Annotated in this window: 13 protein-coding genes; 9 read left to right on the plus strand and 4 right to left on the minus strand. The window is 37.2% G+C overall.

Annotation, left to right across the window (positions count from 1 at the left end; all coding sequences use genetic code 11):
- Positions 1 to 3: 3 nt before the first annotated feature.
- From C8C84_RS04425 to panC, 4 genes are read right to left on the minus strand one after another with little or no spacing between them, the layout of a single operon-like run.
- Positions 4 to 1251: an alpha/beta hydrolase-fold protein gene (locus C8C84_RS04425; RefSeq protein ID WP_121312384.1), complete on the minus strand. Its 1248-nt coding sequence runs from the start codon at positions 1249 to 1251 to the stop codon at positions 4 to 6.
- A gap of 59 nt (positions 1252 to 1310) precedes the next feature.
- Complete coding sequence (locus C8C84_RS04430) at positions 1311 to 2276, minus strand: lysylphosphatidylglycerol synthase transmembrane domain-containing protein (protein WP_121312385.1); 966 nt, start codon at positions 2274 to 2276, stop codon at positions 1311 to 1313.
- Between the two features lie 5 nt (positions 2277 to 2281).
- On the minus strand, positions 2282 to 2632 hold the full coding sequence (panD, locus tag C8C84_RS04435; RefSeq protein ID WP_121312386.1) for an aspartate 1-decarboxylase: 351 nt from the start codon (positions 2630 to 2632) through the stop codon (positions 2282 to 2284).
- A 14-nt stretch (positions 2633 to 2646) separates the two neighbouring features.
- Positions 2647 to 3495 (minus strand): pantoate--beta-alanine ligase, encoded by an 849-nt coding sequence (panC, locus tag C8C84_RS04440; RefSeq protein WP_121312387.1) that lies wholly within the window; start codon positions 3493 to 3495, stop codon positions 2647 to 2649.
- 106 nt (positions 3496 to 3601) lie between these two features.
- Here panC and C8C84_RS04445 point away from each other — a divergent pair, with 106 nt between their 5' ends.
- The 9 genes from C8C84_RS04445 to C8C84_RS04485 all read left to right on the plus strand — a co-directional run bounded on the left by C8C84_RS04445 (position 3602) and on the right by C8C84_RS04485 (position 16497).
- Complete coding sequence (locus C8C84_RS04445) at positions 3602 to 4408, plus strand: glycogen/starch synthase (RefSeq protein ID WP_121312388.1); 807 nt, start codon at positions 3602 to 3604, stop codon at positions 4406 to 4408.
- An 18-nt stretch (positions 4409 to 4426) separates the two neighbouring features.
- Positions 4427 to 6109, plus strand: coding sequence for a DUF4270 domain-containing protein (locus tag C8C84_RS04450; protein WP_121312389.1), 1683 nt, complete (start codon positions 4427 to 4429; stop codon positions 6107 to 6109).
- Positions 6110 to 6120: 11 nt separating this feature from the next.
- Complete coding sequence (gene glmS, locus C8C84_RS04455; protein WP_121312390.1) at positions 6121 to 7968, plus strand: glutamine--fructose-6-phosphate transaminase (isomerizing); 1848 nt, start codon at positions 6121 to 6123, stop codon at positions 7966 to 7968.
- A 283-nt stretch (positions 7969 to 8251) separates the two neighbouring features.
- The gene (locus C8C84_RS04460; RefSeq protein WP_121312391.1) at positions 8252 to 11089 is read left to right on the plus strand and encodes a TonB-dependent receptor domain-containing protein; all 2838 of its coding nucleotides are present in this window, start codon (positions 8252 to 8254) and stop codon (positions 11087 to 11089) included.
- Positions 11090 to 11119: 30 nt separating this feature from the next.
- On the plus strand, positions 11120 to 12565 hold the full coding sequence (locus tag C8C84_RS04465) for an SGNH/GDSL hydrolase family protein (RefSeq protein ID WP_121312392.1): 1446 nt from the start codon (positions 11120 to 11122) through the stop codon (positions 12563 to 12565).
- Between the two features lie 218 nt (positions 12566 to 12783).
- Positions 12784 to 14295 carry a F0F1 ATP synthase subunit beta gene (gene atpD, locus C8C84_RS04470; RefSeq protein WP_121312393.1) on the plus strand — a complete coding sequence of 504 codons (1512 nt, stop codon included), beginning with the start codon at positions 12784 to 12786 and terminating at the stop codon, positions 14293 to 14295.
- Between the two features lie 81 nt (positions 14296 to 14376).
- Positions 14377 to 14658 (plus strand): F0F1 ATP synthase subunit epsilon, encoded by a 282-nt coding sequence (locus tag C8C84_RS04475; protein WP_121312394.1) that lies wholly within the window; start codon positions 14377 to 14379, stop codon positions 14656 to 14658.
- A gap of 151 nt (positions 14659 to 14809) precedes the next feature.
- The gene (locus C8C84_RS04480; RefSeq protein ID WP_121312395.1) at positions 14810 to 15337 is read left to right on the plus strand and encodes a hypothetical protein; all 528 of its coding nucleotides are present in this window, start codon (positions 14810 to 14812) and stop codon (positions 15335 to 15337) included.
- Positions 15334 to 16497, plus strand: a complete 1164-nt coding sequence (locus C8C84_RS04485; RefSeq protein ID WP_121312396.1) for an 8-amino-7-oxononanoate synthase — start codon at positions 15334 to 15336, stop codon at positions 16495 to 16497. The genes C8C84_RS04480 and C8C84_RS04485 overlap by 4 nt, the downstream gene beginning before the upstream one ends.
- Positions 16498 to 16504 lie beyond the last annotated feature (7 nt).

A 16504-nucleotide genomic window follows, 5' to 3' on the forward strand; every position in this document is an offset into this window, starting at 1 on the left:
TATTTATTCTGATTTTTTCTCTTCGGTTGGTGTTTCTGCCGGAGCATCTGTTGGCACTTCTTCTGTTGGAGGAGTTTCTTCAATTACTTCTTCTTTTTTGTTTTTCAAAGCGCCTTTCAAAGCATCGGCTCTTTCTAGCATCATGTCTTTGGTCAAATCACCGATTTCTTCTTTTTGGAAAGCGGCTTGGTAACTTTTTATCGCTCTTTTGGAATCGCCCGTTTTTTCATATTGTTGTGCCAAATGGTAATCCGCTAACATCGATTTCGGGTAATTTTTTCGGGCCAATTGAGCCAATTCATCAAACTCGACATACGCTTTGTTTTTTAAAATAGCCGCTTCAATGGCTTTGAAATCATTGATCCTGATTTGTAATTTTAGACCTAAAGATTGTTCCAAAACCGCATATTTGTCAGCTAAATATTTGACATAACCCGAAGGTAATACGGCAATTTTCTCCTGAAATTCAACCGTAGAAATCGGTTGGTAAACCGCAAAAATTTGGTACAAAGCACTCGGAATGGCATGCAAAACTAAAGAGTAATGCGAAGCGCCTTTGAACTCTTCATAAAGATAATTTAGTTTTGGATTCTTTACCAATTTGGCCGCAGCATCTAAAGCTTGAATACGGGTTTTCATTTTTTTCATATCACCTTCGGCTGTACAGTGGTAAAAGAAAGTCGTTTGTTGCATCGCTGCCAATCGTTCCGGAATTTGTTCTTCCATTCCGGCCGGAAGTTCAGGGCTCATAGAGATGTAAGCGTTAAATATGGGTTGGTCTTTGTATAAATAACAATTCAAAAAGGCTGCCGTCGTGTCTAAACCGGCTACGATTCTGAATGGCGCAGTGCGGAAGTTTTTTTGGATACTCGGAATCAATTCCATCCCGACAAATTCAAAGAAATCAGCTCCTTTTTCAGAAGGCAACCCGGTAGTTTCATCGAAAGTACAATCGGTTTCGCGTTCGTTATTTTTGTTTTGGCTAATAGCAACAACAATCACTTCAGGCAAATCATCCCAATAGTAGCCATAACTCAAAGCACCTTGAAAGGCATCAAAAAGAAATTCACCGTCAAAAAGGATTAGCAAAGGATATTTTTGCGTTTTGTTTTGGTCATAAGATGGTGGAAGTCCGATTTTTATTTCGCGGTCTTCGTTTAATTTTTGGGAAGTTATGGTGTCTGTGATTGTTCTTTGTGCAAATAAATTGCCCGAACAAACAAACAGTAATAGAAAAAACAGTTGTTTCATGAAAATGGTTTTTTTGGTTGAATAGAAATCGTTGCTAAAATGATTAGCAAGATAGTAAATTATTTTTTTCTATTGAACACCGGAAGCAAAACATAGGAAATCAGTCCGAGAAGAATGGCTAAGATAGTTTGCGAGGTCCAAACCAGCCAACCAAAGGCAATTCCAATATCATTTGAAATACCGTAAAGCGAGAAAATTAAAGCGATAGAAAAAGGATAAGCACCTAATCCACCATTGGAAAAACCAACAGCCAAACTCCCAAAAATGAAGCCCATAATAACGATGTCAAAGCTGATTTCAGAAGTTTCGGGTAAAGCAAATATGGCAATGTAGAACATCGTCAGGTAGGAAATCCAGATAAAAAAAGAGTGAAAAAGGTATTCCCATTTTGATTTCATTTTCACCACAGTTGTCATGCCTTCAATCAATCCCGATAGTTTCTTCTTTAGTTTTAGGATGATTGGCCATTCAGCATAAATCCAAATCAGCAAAAAAATGATGCCTAAAATTACAGCCGCAACACCGTAATAGATTAACGATTGTAATGAGACATTTTTACTTAATAGGAACTTATAAATTTCGTCAAACTGAGAAACAAATCCAATAAAGACAAACAATAAGAAAATCAACAAATCAACAATTCTCTCGGCAACAATGGTTCCAAAAGCTTTGTCAAAAGGTACATTTTCATATTTTTTCAAAAGAGCGGCACGAGAGATTTCGCCTGAACGCGGTACCGTTAAGTTGACCAAATAAGAAACACTTACGGTAAAGAAATTGTTGTAAAATTTGGTGTGGTAGCCCAAATGATTCAAGGCAAATTTCCAGCGATAAGCTCTTGACCAGTAGCCAACACAGGCAACCAATAATGACAGAAAAATATAAGAGTAATTCGCTTTCTGAAAACTCTCTTTTATTTTGTCAATTTCGTCAGGTTTTAACGTGGTGTATTGATAGTAAATAATAGCGACTCCTATGAAAAGAGGAATAAGAATAGTCAGCCATTTACGAATTTGATTTTTCAAGTGATTTAGGTCAAAGAATTGTCTTTTTCATTGGGAAAAACCAACCAAGGTTTGAAGGTTTTGGCTTCTTCGAAATCCATTAAAGCATACGACATGATGATGATGATGTCGCCTTTGTGTACTCTTCTGGCGGCCGGACCATTGAGTGTAATATCACCTGAATTTTTAGCTCCCGGTATAACATAAGTGTCAAAACGTTCGCCATTGTTGACGTTAACTATAGATACTTTTTCACCTTCAATCAGGTTAGAAGCTTCCATTAAAGTTTGGTCAATGGTGATGCTTCCGACGTAATTCAAGTCGGCTCCGGTAACTTTTACACGATGAATTTTCGATTTTACTACTTCAATTTGCATGGGGCAAAGTTAAATTAATTTAGTGATATGGTGTCAATCAATCTAATATTGTTGATAAAAACTGCGATAAAAGCGCGGTATTTTTTGGTTTTGTTTTTTCGAATACATGGTAACAAAGTGGCTTCATCCGCTATTTGGAAATACTCTAAGGCAAAGTTTTGGTTTTTCTCAAAGGTTTTTTTGACCCAAATTGTTACTTCGGTTGCTGATTTTGTAGCGAATAGTTTTTTGGCATGCGAAATGGTTTTAAAGATGATTGCTGCTTCCTTTTTCTCGGTTTCGGATAATCTTTCGTTTCTTGAACTCATGGCTAATCCGTTCGCTTCTCTGTAAATAGGACAACCAATAACTTGTACTGGCATTTGTGCTTTCTCAACCATTTTTTTGACAATCTGCAGCTGCTGAAAATCCTTTTCGCCAAAATAAGCATTTGTTGGTTTTACAATTTCGAAAAGTCTTTTTACGATGGTTCCAACGCCATTAAAATGACCTGGACGAAATTGGCCTTCCATTTGGTTTTCCAAACCATCAAAATCAAAAGGTTGGGAAACGGTATTGCCTTTGTAAATGTCATCTACACTTGGTGCGTAAACGATTATTTTATCTGAAACGGTTTTTATTTTTTCGATGTCAGCGTCTAAAGTTCTGGGATATTTGGCTAAATCTTCCGGATTGTTGAACTGCGTCGGATTGACAAAAATACTGATCACCGTGATTGAATTGTTGGTCACGGCTTCGGACAGCAAAGACAAATGTCCTTGATGAAGTGCGCCCATAGTAGGTACAAAACCAATGGTGGTTGCTGTGTTTGAAACAGAAGCTAAGTGAGCAACTAATTCATTTTGATTGTTAAAAATGAGCATTGGCTTTCGGTAAATGAGTTGCAAACTTACTATTTTCATAAATAACTGCATAAATTTTTGTACTTTTGCCTGTTTTTTATTGCCAATAAATAAAGTAAAATAGATTATGGAAGATAAGAGGATATTGTATGTATCATCTGAAGTGGTGCCTTATCTGGCTGAGAATGAGGTTTCTTTAATGTCGTATGACGTTCCTAAAATGGTTAATGATCAAGGCGGGCAAATAAGAATATTTATGCCAAGATATGGAAATATCAATGAAAGAAGGCATCAATTACACGAGGTTATCCGATTGTCAGGAATGAATTTAGTAGTTAATGATTTGGATATGCCCTTGATTATCAAAGTGGCTTCTATTCCAAAAGAGAGAATTCAGGTTTATTTTATTGATAATGATGAATACTTCAAGCGAAAAGCTACGTTCAGCGATGAAGATGGCGTGATGTATCCTGATAATGACGAAAGAGCTATTTTCTTTGCCAAAGGCGTAGTGGAAACCGTTAAAAAACTAAATTGGGTTCCCGATATTATTCACGTTCACGGTTGGATGGCCGGTTTGTTGCCGGTTTACATGAAGCACTACTATAAAGATGAAGCTTTGTTTTCGGATACTAAAATTGTGACTTCGGTTTATGGTCAGTCTTTTGACGGCACTTTAAATACGGAAATGATTAACAAAATTAAGTTTGATAACATTCCGCATGACGCTATCCAAGATTTAGAATTGCCTAACTATGAAAACCTAATCAAGTCTTCTGTGATGCACTCGGACGCCGTTATTATTGCCTCTGAAAACCTGTCTTCAAGTTTAACAAAATTTATAGAATCTTCAGGAAAACCTTTTTTACCTTTCGCCTCGAAAGACAAATTTTCAGAAGCATATACCAATTTCTATAAGGAGATGCTTCCTTAAAAATAATTATTAAGATTTATGTTTAAAAAATCCTATTTACAACAGATTTTATTTGGCTTTGCAGCCGTTTTGCTTTTTGCTTCCTGTGACAAAGACTTTAACGAATTAGGAACAGATATTGTTGGTGATGATCATTTTCTTTTTGAAAGATACACCGATGCGTCTGTGAAAGCTTACAATCAAAAATTGGGCCCGATTTCGTCTAATAATTTACCCATAAATCCACTTGGGTTTTATAATAATCCTGCTTTTGGGACAACCCAGGCCAATTTTGTGACCCAAGTTGAATTAGACAGCGAAAACCCAACCTTTAACAATGTTGATCCTGAAAATTATGATATTGACCCGACAGTAATTGACAGTATCATTTTAAATATTCCTTATTACAGTAAGGTGGAAGAAGTAGAAGAAGTTGAAGTTGATGGTGAAACAGAAATACATACTACCTATAAATTGGATTCAATTTACGGTCCGGAAAATTCTAAATTCAAATTAAGTATTTATCAATCTAATTATTTTCTAAGAGATTTAGATCCTAGTCAATCCCTTGGTGAGCGTCAGCTTTATTATACGGATATGGATAGTGACATAGACAACAATAAGATTCCGATTTTATTGAATGACGCACCTCTTTCAGGCAATAATGCTAATGGGCATGAGAATACTCAGTTTTATTTTGACAAAAGAGAGCACAAAACTTCAGCTTTGAATAACGCAGAACCGCCCGTGTCAGTAGATACGAGGTTCGCGCCTTCTATGCGTTTGCACCTAAACAAAACCGTTTTCACTAATTTACTTTTGAATGCCCCAAGCGGACAGTTGGTTAACAATGCCGTGTTTAAAAATTATTTTAGAGGATTGTATTTCAAGGTGGAGAATGGAAATCCGGGACAAATGGCTATGATGAACTTCCAAGGTGGGAAAATCACGGTTTACTATAATGAGGACCTTAAAAAGACAGTTGACAATGTCACTACATTTGAAAGACAATTCAAAACACTCACTATGAGTATGACCGGGAATACCGTTAGTTTGCTTAATAATTCTAATGAAAATGTTGATTATTTAACAGCGGCCAATAGTAGTCAAGAAGCTTCTAAACTTTATTTAAAAGGAGGACAAGGTTCTGTAGCTGTTATTGATGTATTTGGAGCTGATGCTGATAACAACGGAATTGCAGATGAAATAGAAGCTATTAAAGCGAATGGCTGGTTGATTAATGAAGCCAATCTTACTTTTTACATTGATAGAACAGCCATGTTAGATGCCAGATCAGTAGAGCCTGATCGTATCTTTTTGTATGATTTAAACAACAGAAAAACATTGGTTGATTATATCTTTGATTCTTCTTCCAGTTCTTTTAATCCTAAACTTAGTAAGATAGTTCATGGAGGACTTATTGAAAGAGAAGATGTTGAAAATGGTAGAGGAATTAAATATAAAGTCAGAATTACTAATCATCTGAGAAATATGATTGCAAATGATTCGACTAATGTAAGGTTAGGGCTTTCGGTAACGGAAACCATTAATAATATTGGTTTTTCTAAGTTGAGAACGGCTAACGTTACTACTGGATACGCTCCAAGTATGTCTGTTTTGAGTCCGACAGGAACCATATTATATGGTACTAACATTCCTGTTGGGGATCCAAATTACGACAAGAGATTAAAAATTGAAATTTATTATACAAAACCTGATTAATACTTAAAGTTATGTGTGGAATTGTTGGCTATATTGGTTACAGAGAAGCGTACCCAATAGTAATAAAAGGTTTGAAAAGATTAGAATATCGTGGCTATGACAGTGCCGGGATTATGCTTTGTGACGGTAAAGATGTCAGCATAGCTAAAACCAAAGGAAAAGTTTCTGATCTTGAAGAAAAATCAAAAGGATTAGCAACGTCTAAAGCCACAATCGGAATGGGTCACACCCGTTGGGCAACCCATGGTGTTCCAAATGATGTTAACTCTCACCCACATGTTTCCAATTCGGGCAATTTGGTAATTATCCACAATGGAATCATAGAAAACTATGAGCCGTTAAAAAAAGAATTGCTGAAAAGAGGTTACTCTTTTACCTCTGACACTGACACAGAGGTGTTAATCAATTTAATTGAAGAGGTTAAGAAAAAGGAAAACATTAAATTGGGGAAAGCAGTACAGATAGCCTTAAACCAAGTAGTTGGCGCTTATGCCATCTGTGTTTTTGATAAAGAAAAGCCGGATGAAATTGTTGTAGCCCGATTGGGAAGTCCATTGGCTATTGGCGTTGGACAAGATGAATTTTTTATCGCTTCTGATGCTTCACCATTTATTGAATACACTTCTAATGCCATTTATTTAGAAGATGAAGAAATGGCAATTGTAAGATTGAACAAGCCTTTAAAAATCAGAAAAATTAAAGACGATACATTAGTAGATCCTTATATTCAAGAACTTCAAATGAATTTGGAGCAAATTGAAAAAGGCGGTTACGATCATTTCATGCTAAAAGAAATCTACGAACAACCTAATGTAATCAAAGATACTTACCGTGGAAGATTATTAGCCAATCAAGGGATCATCCAAATGGCGGGTGTAGAAGATAATCTTGAAAAATTCCTTCACGCCCAAAGAATATTAATCGTAGCCTGCGGGACTTCATGGCATGCCGGACTGGTAGCGGAATATATTTTTGAAGAGTTCACTAGAATTCCTGTTGAAGTAGAATATGCTTCCGAATTTAGATACAGAAATCCAATCATAAATCCTACAGATGTAGTAATCGCAATTTCACAATCCGGAGAAACAGCCGATACTTTAGCAGCGATTAAGTTGGCCAAAGAAAAAGGTGCCTTTGTTTTCGGAGTTTGTAATGTGGTTGGTTCTTCTATTTCACGAGAAACGCATGCCGGAGCTTATACCCATGCAGGCCCGGAAATTGGGGTGGCTTCTACCAAAGCATTTACCACACAAATTACGGTGCTGACAATGATTGCTTTGCGTTTGGCTAAAGCCAAAGGAACGCTTTCTAATTCAGATTTCCACCGTTATTTACAAGAATTAGAAGTCATTCCGGACAAAGTAAAAGAAGCATTGGAAACCAATGATAGAGCGAAAGAAATTGCAGCGATATTCAAAGATGCACCCAATTGTCTTTACTTAGGAAGAGGCTATAATTTCCCGGTAGCTTTGGAAGGTGCGTTGAAATTAAAAGAGATATCATATATTCACGCCGAGGGTTATCCAGCAGCAGAAATGAAGCATGGTCCGATTGCGCTGATTGATGAGCAAATGCCGGTTGTAGTGATTGCACCAAAGCAAGGACATTATGATAAAGTAGTTAGTAACATTCAAGAGATAAAATCAAGAAGCGGTAAAATTATTGCCGTGGTGACTAAAGGAGATACACAAGTAAAAGAATTAGCGGATCACGTAATCGAAATTCCTGAAACTTCGGATGCTTTATCGCCTTTAATTACAACTATTCCATTGCAATTATTGTCTTATCACATTGCGGTAATGAGAGGTTGTAATGTTGACCAGCCAAGAAATTTGGCAAAATCAGTAACAGTTGAATAATTTTTTTACTACAAAAAACACAAAAAGGCGAGATTTATTCTCGCCTTTTTTTTGCTAATTATTTGTGATTAATTTAAAAGAATCTTCGTTTTGTATGTATGCATAGTATTTTTTTTAGCAATAGTGTCAAAAAGTTAATAAAACCTTAAAAAAGCCGGATGTTGTTGAATTATCAATATTCAAACCAAATAATTGATTATTGCTAAAATGATGACTATTTTTTTGAGGATGTAAAAAAAATATTTGTACTTTGGCTACATAAACCAACAAAATTTAAAACCAAATGAAGATTTATTTATTTATCCTTTCATTGTTTTTTTGCGGCATTACTTATTCGCAAACGTCAATATCTGGTTCGGTAAAAGACAGCAAAAACCAACCAATTCCTGGAGCCAATGTTAAAGTATCCGGTGAAAGTGCAGGAACAGTTACTGACAGTGATGGAAATTTCAGCTTAACCACTACCAAAAAACCGCCGTTTGACATTGAAGTGTCGAGTGTTGGTTATGGTTCTTCAACGGTTAGTGTAACTTCCAACAACCAAAAAGTAAGTGTTTCATTGTCAGAACAAGAAACACAATTAGATGAAATTGTAGTTTCTGCCTCGAGAACACCTGAGAAGGTAAGAGAATCTCCGGTAACTATCGAGAGAATGACTATCAGAGATATCAAAAAAACAGCATCGCCTACATTCTACGATGGCTTGGAAAATTTGAAAGAAGTTCAAATGAATACCAGTAGTATGTCGTTCAAATCAATCAATACTCGTGGATTTGCAACGGTAGCCAATACGCGTTTTATGCAATTGGTTGATGGTATGGATAACTCTTCACCATTGTTGAACTTCGTTTTAGGTAACCTTATAGGGGTTTCAGATATAGATGTGGCCAGCGTGGAATTGCTTCCGGGTGCGTCTTCTGCCTTATATGGTGCTAATGCCTTTAACGGAATTTTATTTATGAATAGTAAAAGTCCATTCAAATACCAAGGTATTTCTGCTTATGTTAAATATGGAGCCACCAGTCAAAAAGCGGCCGGTTCTAACGATTATAGAGATTATGGGGTAAGAGTAGCACATGCTTTTTCTAAGCATTTTGCGGCCAAAGCCAATTTCACTTACATGAAAGGTACCGAGTGGTGGGCAACAGATTACGATGACAGAACAGTTGACGGAAGAGACAGAAGTCACCACAATTATAATGGTATCAATGTTTATGGAGATGAAGCGTCAACCAATATCAAGAGTGTTGGACAAACATTGGTTGGATTAGGTTTACTTCCTGCCTCAGCTTTAAACTTACTCCCAAATGAAAACGTTTCAAGAACAGGTTATAACGAAGTAGATTTAACGGATAACGAAGTTAGAAATGCTAAAATTGATTTTTCTTTACACTTAAGACCTTTCGGAAACGAAAATCTTGAAGTAATTTGGCAAAGTAAATTCGGTTTCGGAAATTCTGTTTATCAAGGAGCGAATCGTTACTATTTGAATGGGTTTTCCATGCAACAACACAAATTAGAACTTACCGGGAAAAACTTTTTCGTAAGAGGTTATTTCACGACAGAAGATGGTGGAAGTTCTTATGATATGCTTTTCACCGGACTTAATATCAACAGGGCATGGAAGCCTGATGCTACTTGGTTTGGACAATATGCTGGTGCATATGTGCAATCTACTTTAGGTGGAGCAACACCATCTCAAGCTCACGCCAATGCAAGAAACGTTGCTGATACCGGAAGATTTTTACCGGGCACTCCTGAATTCCAAAATGCATTCAATCAAGTAACATCTAATCCTGACGTGTTATCCGGTTCAAAATTGGTGGACAATTCAAAAATTTACCATTCAGATGCTAATTATAACTTCAAAGATTTAATCAAAGTAGCCGAAATTCAAGTTGGTGGTTCTTACAGAAGATATGAGTTAAACTCTTTCGGAAGAATTTATACGGACACACCACAATTTGGCGGAATTAAGTATGATGAGTATGGAGTTTATACTCAGGTTCAGAAAAAATTAATGGAAGACCGTTTGAAATTTACAGGTTCTGTTCGTTATGACAAAGCTGAAAATTTTGACGGAAATTATTCGCCAAGAATTTCCTTAGTATACAGCGCGGGAGAAGCTAAAAATCATATTTTCAGAGGTTCATTCCAAACCGGTTTCCGTAACCCAACAACCCAAGACCAATATATTGGATTCAACGTAGGGAATGCTATTTTACTAGGTTCTGCACCGGATAACTTAACAAGATATATTGAAACACTTCCGGTAACTTCTCCTTTAGGACAAGCATTAGTTGGAGGAACAACAACAATTGATGGGAATGATGCTTATTTTAATTCTTACACAGCGCAATCTGCTCAAGCATTTGCTGCATTAGCACCAACTGATCCAATTGCGGCATCTGCATTATTGGTAAGAACTAATGTAGACTTAGTAAAACCTGAAACCGTAAAAGCATTTGAATTAGGATACAGAGGCGAAGTAAAAGGTTTTACTTATGATATCAATGGTTACTATAATATCTATAATGATTTTATCGGAAACTTAACCGTAGTGGCACCATTATACGGAACTGCACAAGACGCTCCTAATCCTTTATTAGGGCCAACAGATCCGGGAGCTCAATCAGTAGATGCCTTAGCTACAGGAAATACCAGAGCTTTTCAATTGTATACTAATACCGATATTGAAATCAAATCCTTGGGATTTGGAGTTGGAATATCAAAAAAATTACCAAAAAATTTCGAGGTTTCTGCTAACTACAACTACGCAGAGTTTGATTTTGATCAAGCGCAAGATCCAAGTTTCGAAGCCGGATTTAATACTCCTAAACACAGAGTTAAAGCCAGCTTCAGTAACGATAATTTATTCAAAAACTTTGGATTCAATGTAAGTGGAAGATGGAGTGATGAGTATTATTGGGAATCAACTTTCGCTGATGGGATGATAGATGCAGTAACTGTTATTGATGCACAAATCAGTTATGGTCTTCCGAGTTTAAAATCAGTTATAAAAGCTGGAGCAACGAACTTAGGTGGAAAAGAATACAGACAACTTATCGGGCCTGGATTAATTGGTCAACAATATTTCTTGTCTTTAACAATCAATCCATAATTCAAACCAAATTATTAAATTATAATAGTTATGATAAAAAATTTTAAATGGCTACTCTTGGTTTCCTTAACCTTTGTGGCATGTAATAGTGATGATGAATTTGTTGCTGATCCAAATTCAACAGACGGAACACCGCTTACGGCAGGAACAGCTGATTTCTCTAAATATGTTGCACTTGGGGATTCCTTTGCGGCAGGATTTTCAGATAATGCTTTATTTATGGAAGGACAAAAAAATTCATATCCAAATATTATTGCTTCACAATTTGCTTTAGTAGGAGGTGGTGAGTTTACTAATCCTTTTATGAATGATAACATTGGAGGATTTAGTTCTGGAGGGGCGCAAATATCAGCATATGGACCAAGATTGTGGTTCAATGCAGTTACTAGTAGTCCACTGCCGGTTTCCGGAGTTTCATCTACTGATATCTCTACGCATTTGTCGGGAAGTTTTAACAATATGGGAATTCCCGGTGCCAAAAGTTTCCACTTGACTTTTTCAGGTTATGGTAGCGTTGCAGGGAACCCTTATTTTGCTAGGTTTGCGTCGTCACCTACCGCTACAGTTTTAGAGGATGCCTTAGCTCAAGATCCAACCTTCTTTTCTCTTTGGATTGGAGGGAATGATGTCCTTGGTTATGCTACTTCAGGAGGGGTAAATCCTGCGGATATCACTGCTCCGGCTACATTTAATGCGGTATACAATTCAATTGTTGGTCAATTAGTTGCCGGCGGAAGAAAAGGCGTTGTGGCCAATTTACCTTACGTAAGTACTTTGCCTTATTTTACAACTGTACCACATAATCCGGTTCCGTTAAACGCCACTTCAGCTGCTCAGTTGAATGCTGGATTTGCTACGTACAATAACGGATTGTTGTTTGCGCAATCCAATGGATTATTGACTGCCGCCGAAGTGGCACAAAGAACCATTTCGTTCTCTGCTTCAAGCACTAACAGAGTTGTTATTGTTGATGAGTATTTAACCAATCTAACCGGTTTTGGTATTCCATCTTACCGTCAAGCTACCAATGAAGATTTAATCGTTTTACCGGCAAGAGCTTTTATTGGATCACTTGTAGGCGGGAATCCTGCTCAAATTAATGGGGTTTCGGTTCCGTTAGCAGACCAATGGGTGCTGTCTAAAAGTGAAATTTTAGAAGTTAAAACAGCAACAGATGCCTATAACCAAACAATACAATCTGCAGCCACAGCAAACGGATTAGCATTCGTTGACGCAAAAGTAGTTATGGATCAATTAAGCACTACAGGAATTGTTGCTAATAATTATACACTAACCTCGGCGTATGTTACAGGAGCAACTTTTTCTCTTGATGGAGTGCACCCAAGTCCTAGAGGTTATGCTTACATAGCTAACATCTTCCTGAAAGCGATTAACACAACTTATGGTTCTAATTTTAAAGGCGTAGATGTAGGGACTTACCGAATTTTATACCCACAAGATCCGGCTAATTTCTAATCAAGAATACTATAGAATATTCAAAACCACTGGCTTTTGCTAGTGGTTTTTTATTTTGATGAAGGCTTACTTTGCGTTTAATTGCTAATTCGTCAAAAAAATAAACAAAAAAACTCTACATAAATATTGATTTTTCGAAATAGAAATTTTACCTTTGCGCTCTGAAAAAAGAGGTGTTTTTCTCAAACCTAAATAGCTATTTAATAAATACATAAACAATGTCTAAAGCAATAGGAAAAGTTTCGCAAATCATCGGTCCGGTAGTTGACGTAGTATTTGATACTAAAGATGTTGAGTTGCCAAAAATTTACGACTCATTAGAAATCATTAACAAGAATGGTTCAATTTTAGTTCTGGAAGTTCAATCACACATTGGTGAAAACACAGTTCGTACGATTTCCATGGACTCAACCGACGGTTTGAGCAGAGGAACAGAAGTAAAAGCTACAGGTGCGCCAATTCAAATGCCAATCGGTCCAGATGTTTACGGACGTTTGTTCAACGTTATTGGTGATGCTATCGATGGATTAGGAGATTTGCCAAAAGCAGGAAAAGATGGAATTTCTATCCACAGACCAGCTCCGAAATTTGAAGATTTATCAACCTCTACAGAAGTTTTATTCACCGGTATTAAAGTAATCGATTTGATCGAGCCTTATGCAAAAGGGGGTAAAATTGGATTATTCGGTGGTGCCGGAGTAGGTAAAACGGTTTTGATTCAAGAATTAATTAACAATATCGCCAAAGGTCACGGTGGTCTTTCTGTATTCGCAGGAGTAGGAGAAAGAACCCGTGAAGGAAATGACTTGCTTCGTGAGATGTTAGAGTCAGGCATTATCAAATATGGGGAAGATTTCATGCACTCTATGGAAAATGGAGGATGGGATTTATCTAAAGTAGACAAACCGGGGATGAGAGAGTCAAAAGCTACTTTCGTATTCGGACAAATGAATGAGCCACCTGGAGCTCGTGCTCGTGTAGCTTTATCAGGATTATCTATCGCTGAGTATTTCCGTGATGGTGCTGGTTCTGATCAAGGAAAAGATGTATTATTCTTCGTGGATAACATCTTCCGTTTTACACAAGCAGGTTCTGAGGTATCCGCGTTATTAGGACGTATGCCATCTGCGGTAGGTTACCAACCAACATTGGCCACTGAAATGGGTGCGATGCAAGAGCGTATTACTTCTACTAACAAAGGTTCGATTACTTCTGTACAAGCGGTTTACGTTCCTGCGGATGACTTAACGGATCCGGCACCGGCAACAACCTTTGCTCACTTAGATGCCACAACGGTATTGTCTCGTAAAATTGCTGAGTTAGGTATCTATCCTGCGGTTGACCCATTAGATTCTACTTCAAGAATCTTGACTGCTCAAATCTTAGGTGACGAGCACTACAACTGTGCACAAAGAGTAAAAGAGATTTTACAGAAATACAAACAATTACAAGATATCATCGCCATCTTAGGTATGGAAGAATTGTCTGAAGAAGATAAACTTTCGGTATCAAGAGCACGTCGTGTACAACGTTTCTTGTCTCAACCTTTCCACGTAGCGGAGCAGTTTACCGGTATTCCTGGAGTATTGGTTGACATTAAAGAAACCATCAAAGGATTTAACATGATTATTGATGGTGAGCTAGATCACCTTCCGGAAGCGGCTTTCAACTTGAAAGGAACTATCGAAGAGGCAATCGAAGCAGGACAAAAAATGTTAGCAGAAGCGTAATATAATTATGAATTATGAGTTATAAATTATGAGTTTCGACTCACTTATAACTCATAACTTATAACTCATAACTAAATAAGTATGATTTTAGAAATAGTATCACCGGAAGCTACCTTATTCAAAGGCGAAGTTACTTCGGTTTCTTTACCGGGTGTGAATGGTTCTTTTCAAGTATTGAACAACCACGCGCCTATAGTTTCTATCTTAAAACAAGGTACCGTGAAAATCGTTGCCGATAGTTTTAAATTGGGCAAAGAAGTAGCCGAGAAGTTTACCAAAGTAAACGACCAAAACTACACTTTGGAAATCAATTCAGGAACTATTGAAATGAAAGACAACAAAGTAATTGTATTAGCCGACTAATATAATTCAGTATAAACGAAGAAGCCCGATAGTAATATCGGGCTTTTTTATTAGGAGCCAATCCGGCTTTCCACTCTATCTTTTTATTTCGTTTTGCAAACGAAATAAAAAGGATGCCGTTGCAATCCGGGCTATTTACTATATTTGAAATATGAAAAAGGATAAGGAATTCGAGTTAGTGGTAGCCCAAGGGGAAATCCCATGGTGGCGAGTATTTTTGGCTGCTATTCTATTTACTGGTGTAATTTATAACGTTTATCTTTTGATTATCTATTGTAACAACATGACACTTGATAGTATTCCTGCAAGGACTATTCCTGATGCCATAAAAAAAATATCTTCCGGTTTAGTTGCAGGCATCGCTTTATCAATAACCAAAACGGTTCTAATTGATATTGATAAAAATAAATTGATTTCAAGATATGCCGTAGGTCCTTTTTCCCGTGATGTATTGACCGTTGTACCGGAACTGGAATATGTTTCGGTATTTTTTAATTCAAAAGAAGAATACGAGGTAAATCTTTGGTACAAAGGAAATAAGCATTACAAAATGTATACGTTTATAGAAAAAGAACATGCACATAAATTTGGCGTCATGGTTGCCCAAAAGCTCAATATCGATTTATTAGACGCCACGGAAAAAGGAAACAATAAATGGATTGAAAAAGTGACAATATGAAACTCCCAAAATCACTACAAACTAAACTCGAGCAACGCCAAGCCAATAACGCTTTGCGCCAATTGCCGGCAGCCAAGAACTTGGTAGATTTTGCATCCAATGATTATATCGGGTTTGCGCATAGTGAAACTATCTTTCATCAAACCCATCAATACCTTCTAGATCAGAATATCAAAACCAACGGCGCCACCGGTTCGCGTTTGATTTCCGGAAACCATAACTTATATGAAATAGCAGAAAGTTTCATCGCCAACTTCCACCAATCCGAAACCGCTTTAATTTTCAACTCCGGTTATGATGCCAATGTGGGTTTTTTCAGCGCCGTACCACAACGAAACGATGTGATTCTGTATGACGAACTTTGTCACGCATCCATCCGAGACGGCATCCAAATGAGCCATGCTAAAGCCTATAAATTTCAACACAACGACTTGGAGGATTTGCAGCAAAAACTCATAACTTATAACTCAAAACTCATAACTCTTTACATAGTCACAGAATCAGTCTTCTCTATGGATGGCGATTGTCCTAATATAGAACAACTTGTTGCCTTGACTGAAAAACACAACGCTTACTTAGTCATAGACGAAGCCCATGCGCTCGGTGTTTTCGGAGAACAAGGCGAAGGATTAATACAGAGTGTAGGCCTACAAGACAAAGTCTTTGCCCGAATCATGACGTTCGGAAAAGGATTAGGGTGTCACGGTGCGGCGATTTTAGGCAGTGCCGAATTGAAAAGTTATCTAGTCAATTTCGCGAGAAGTTTTATTTATACCACTGGTTTATCACCTCATAGTGTTGCTACGATTTTAGTAGCTTACCAACATTTGGCACAGGAAAAAGAAACATTGAAAGCGTTAAGAAGCAACATTCTTTTCTTCAACCAAGAAAAACTCCGATTAGGATTAAAACCGATGTTTGTCTATTCCAAATCAGCAATACAATGCGCCATCATTCCGGGAAATTCTACCGTGAAGAAAATCGCAACGCAATTACAACAAAAAGGTTTTGATGTAAAACCCATTTTATCTCCAACCGTTCCCGAAGGACAAGAACGCCTTCGTTTTTGCTTGCACAGTTACAATTCAGAGGCGGAAATTTCAAATGTGTTGGAATTGTTGAGTACTTTTGTTTTTGGAACACAGATGACACAGATTTGACGGATTT

The organism is Flavobacterium sp. 102 (assembly GCF_003634615.1).
Classification (GTDB): domain Bacteria; phylum Bacteroidota; class Bacteroidia; order Flavobacteriales; family Flavobacteriaceae; genus Flavobacterium.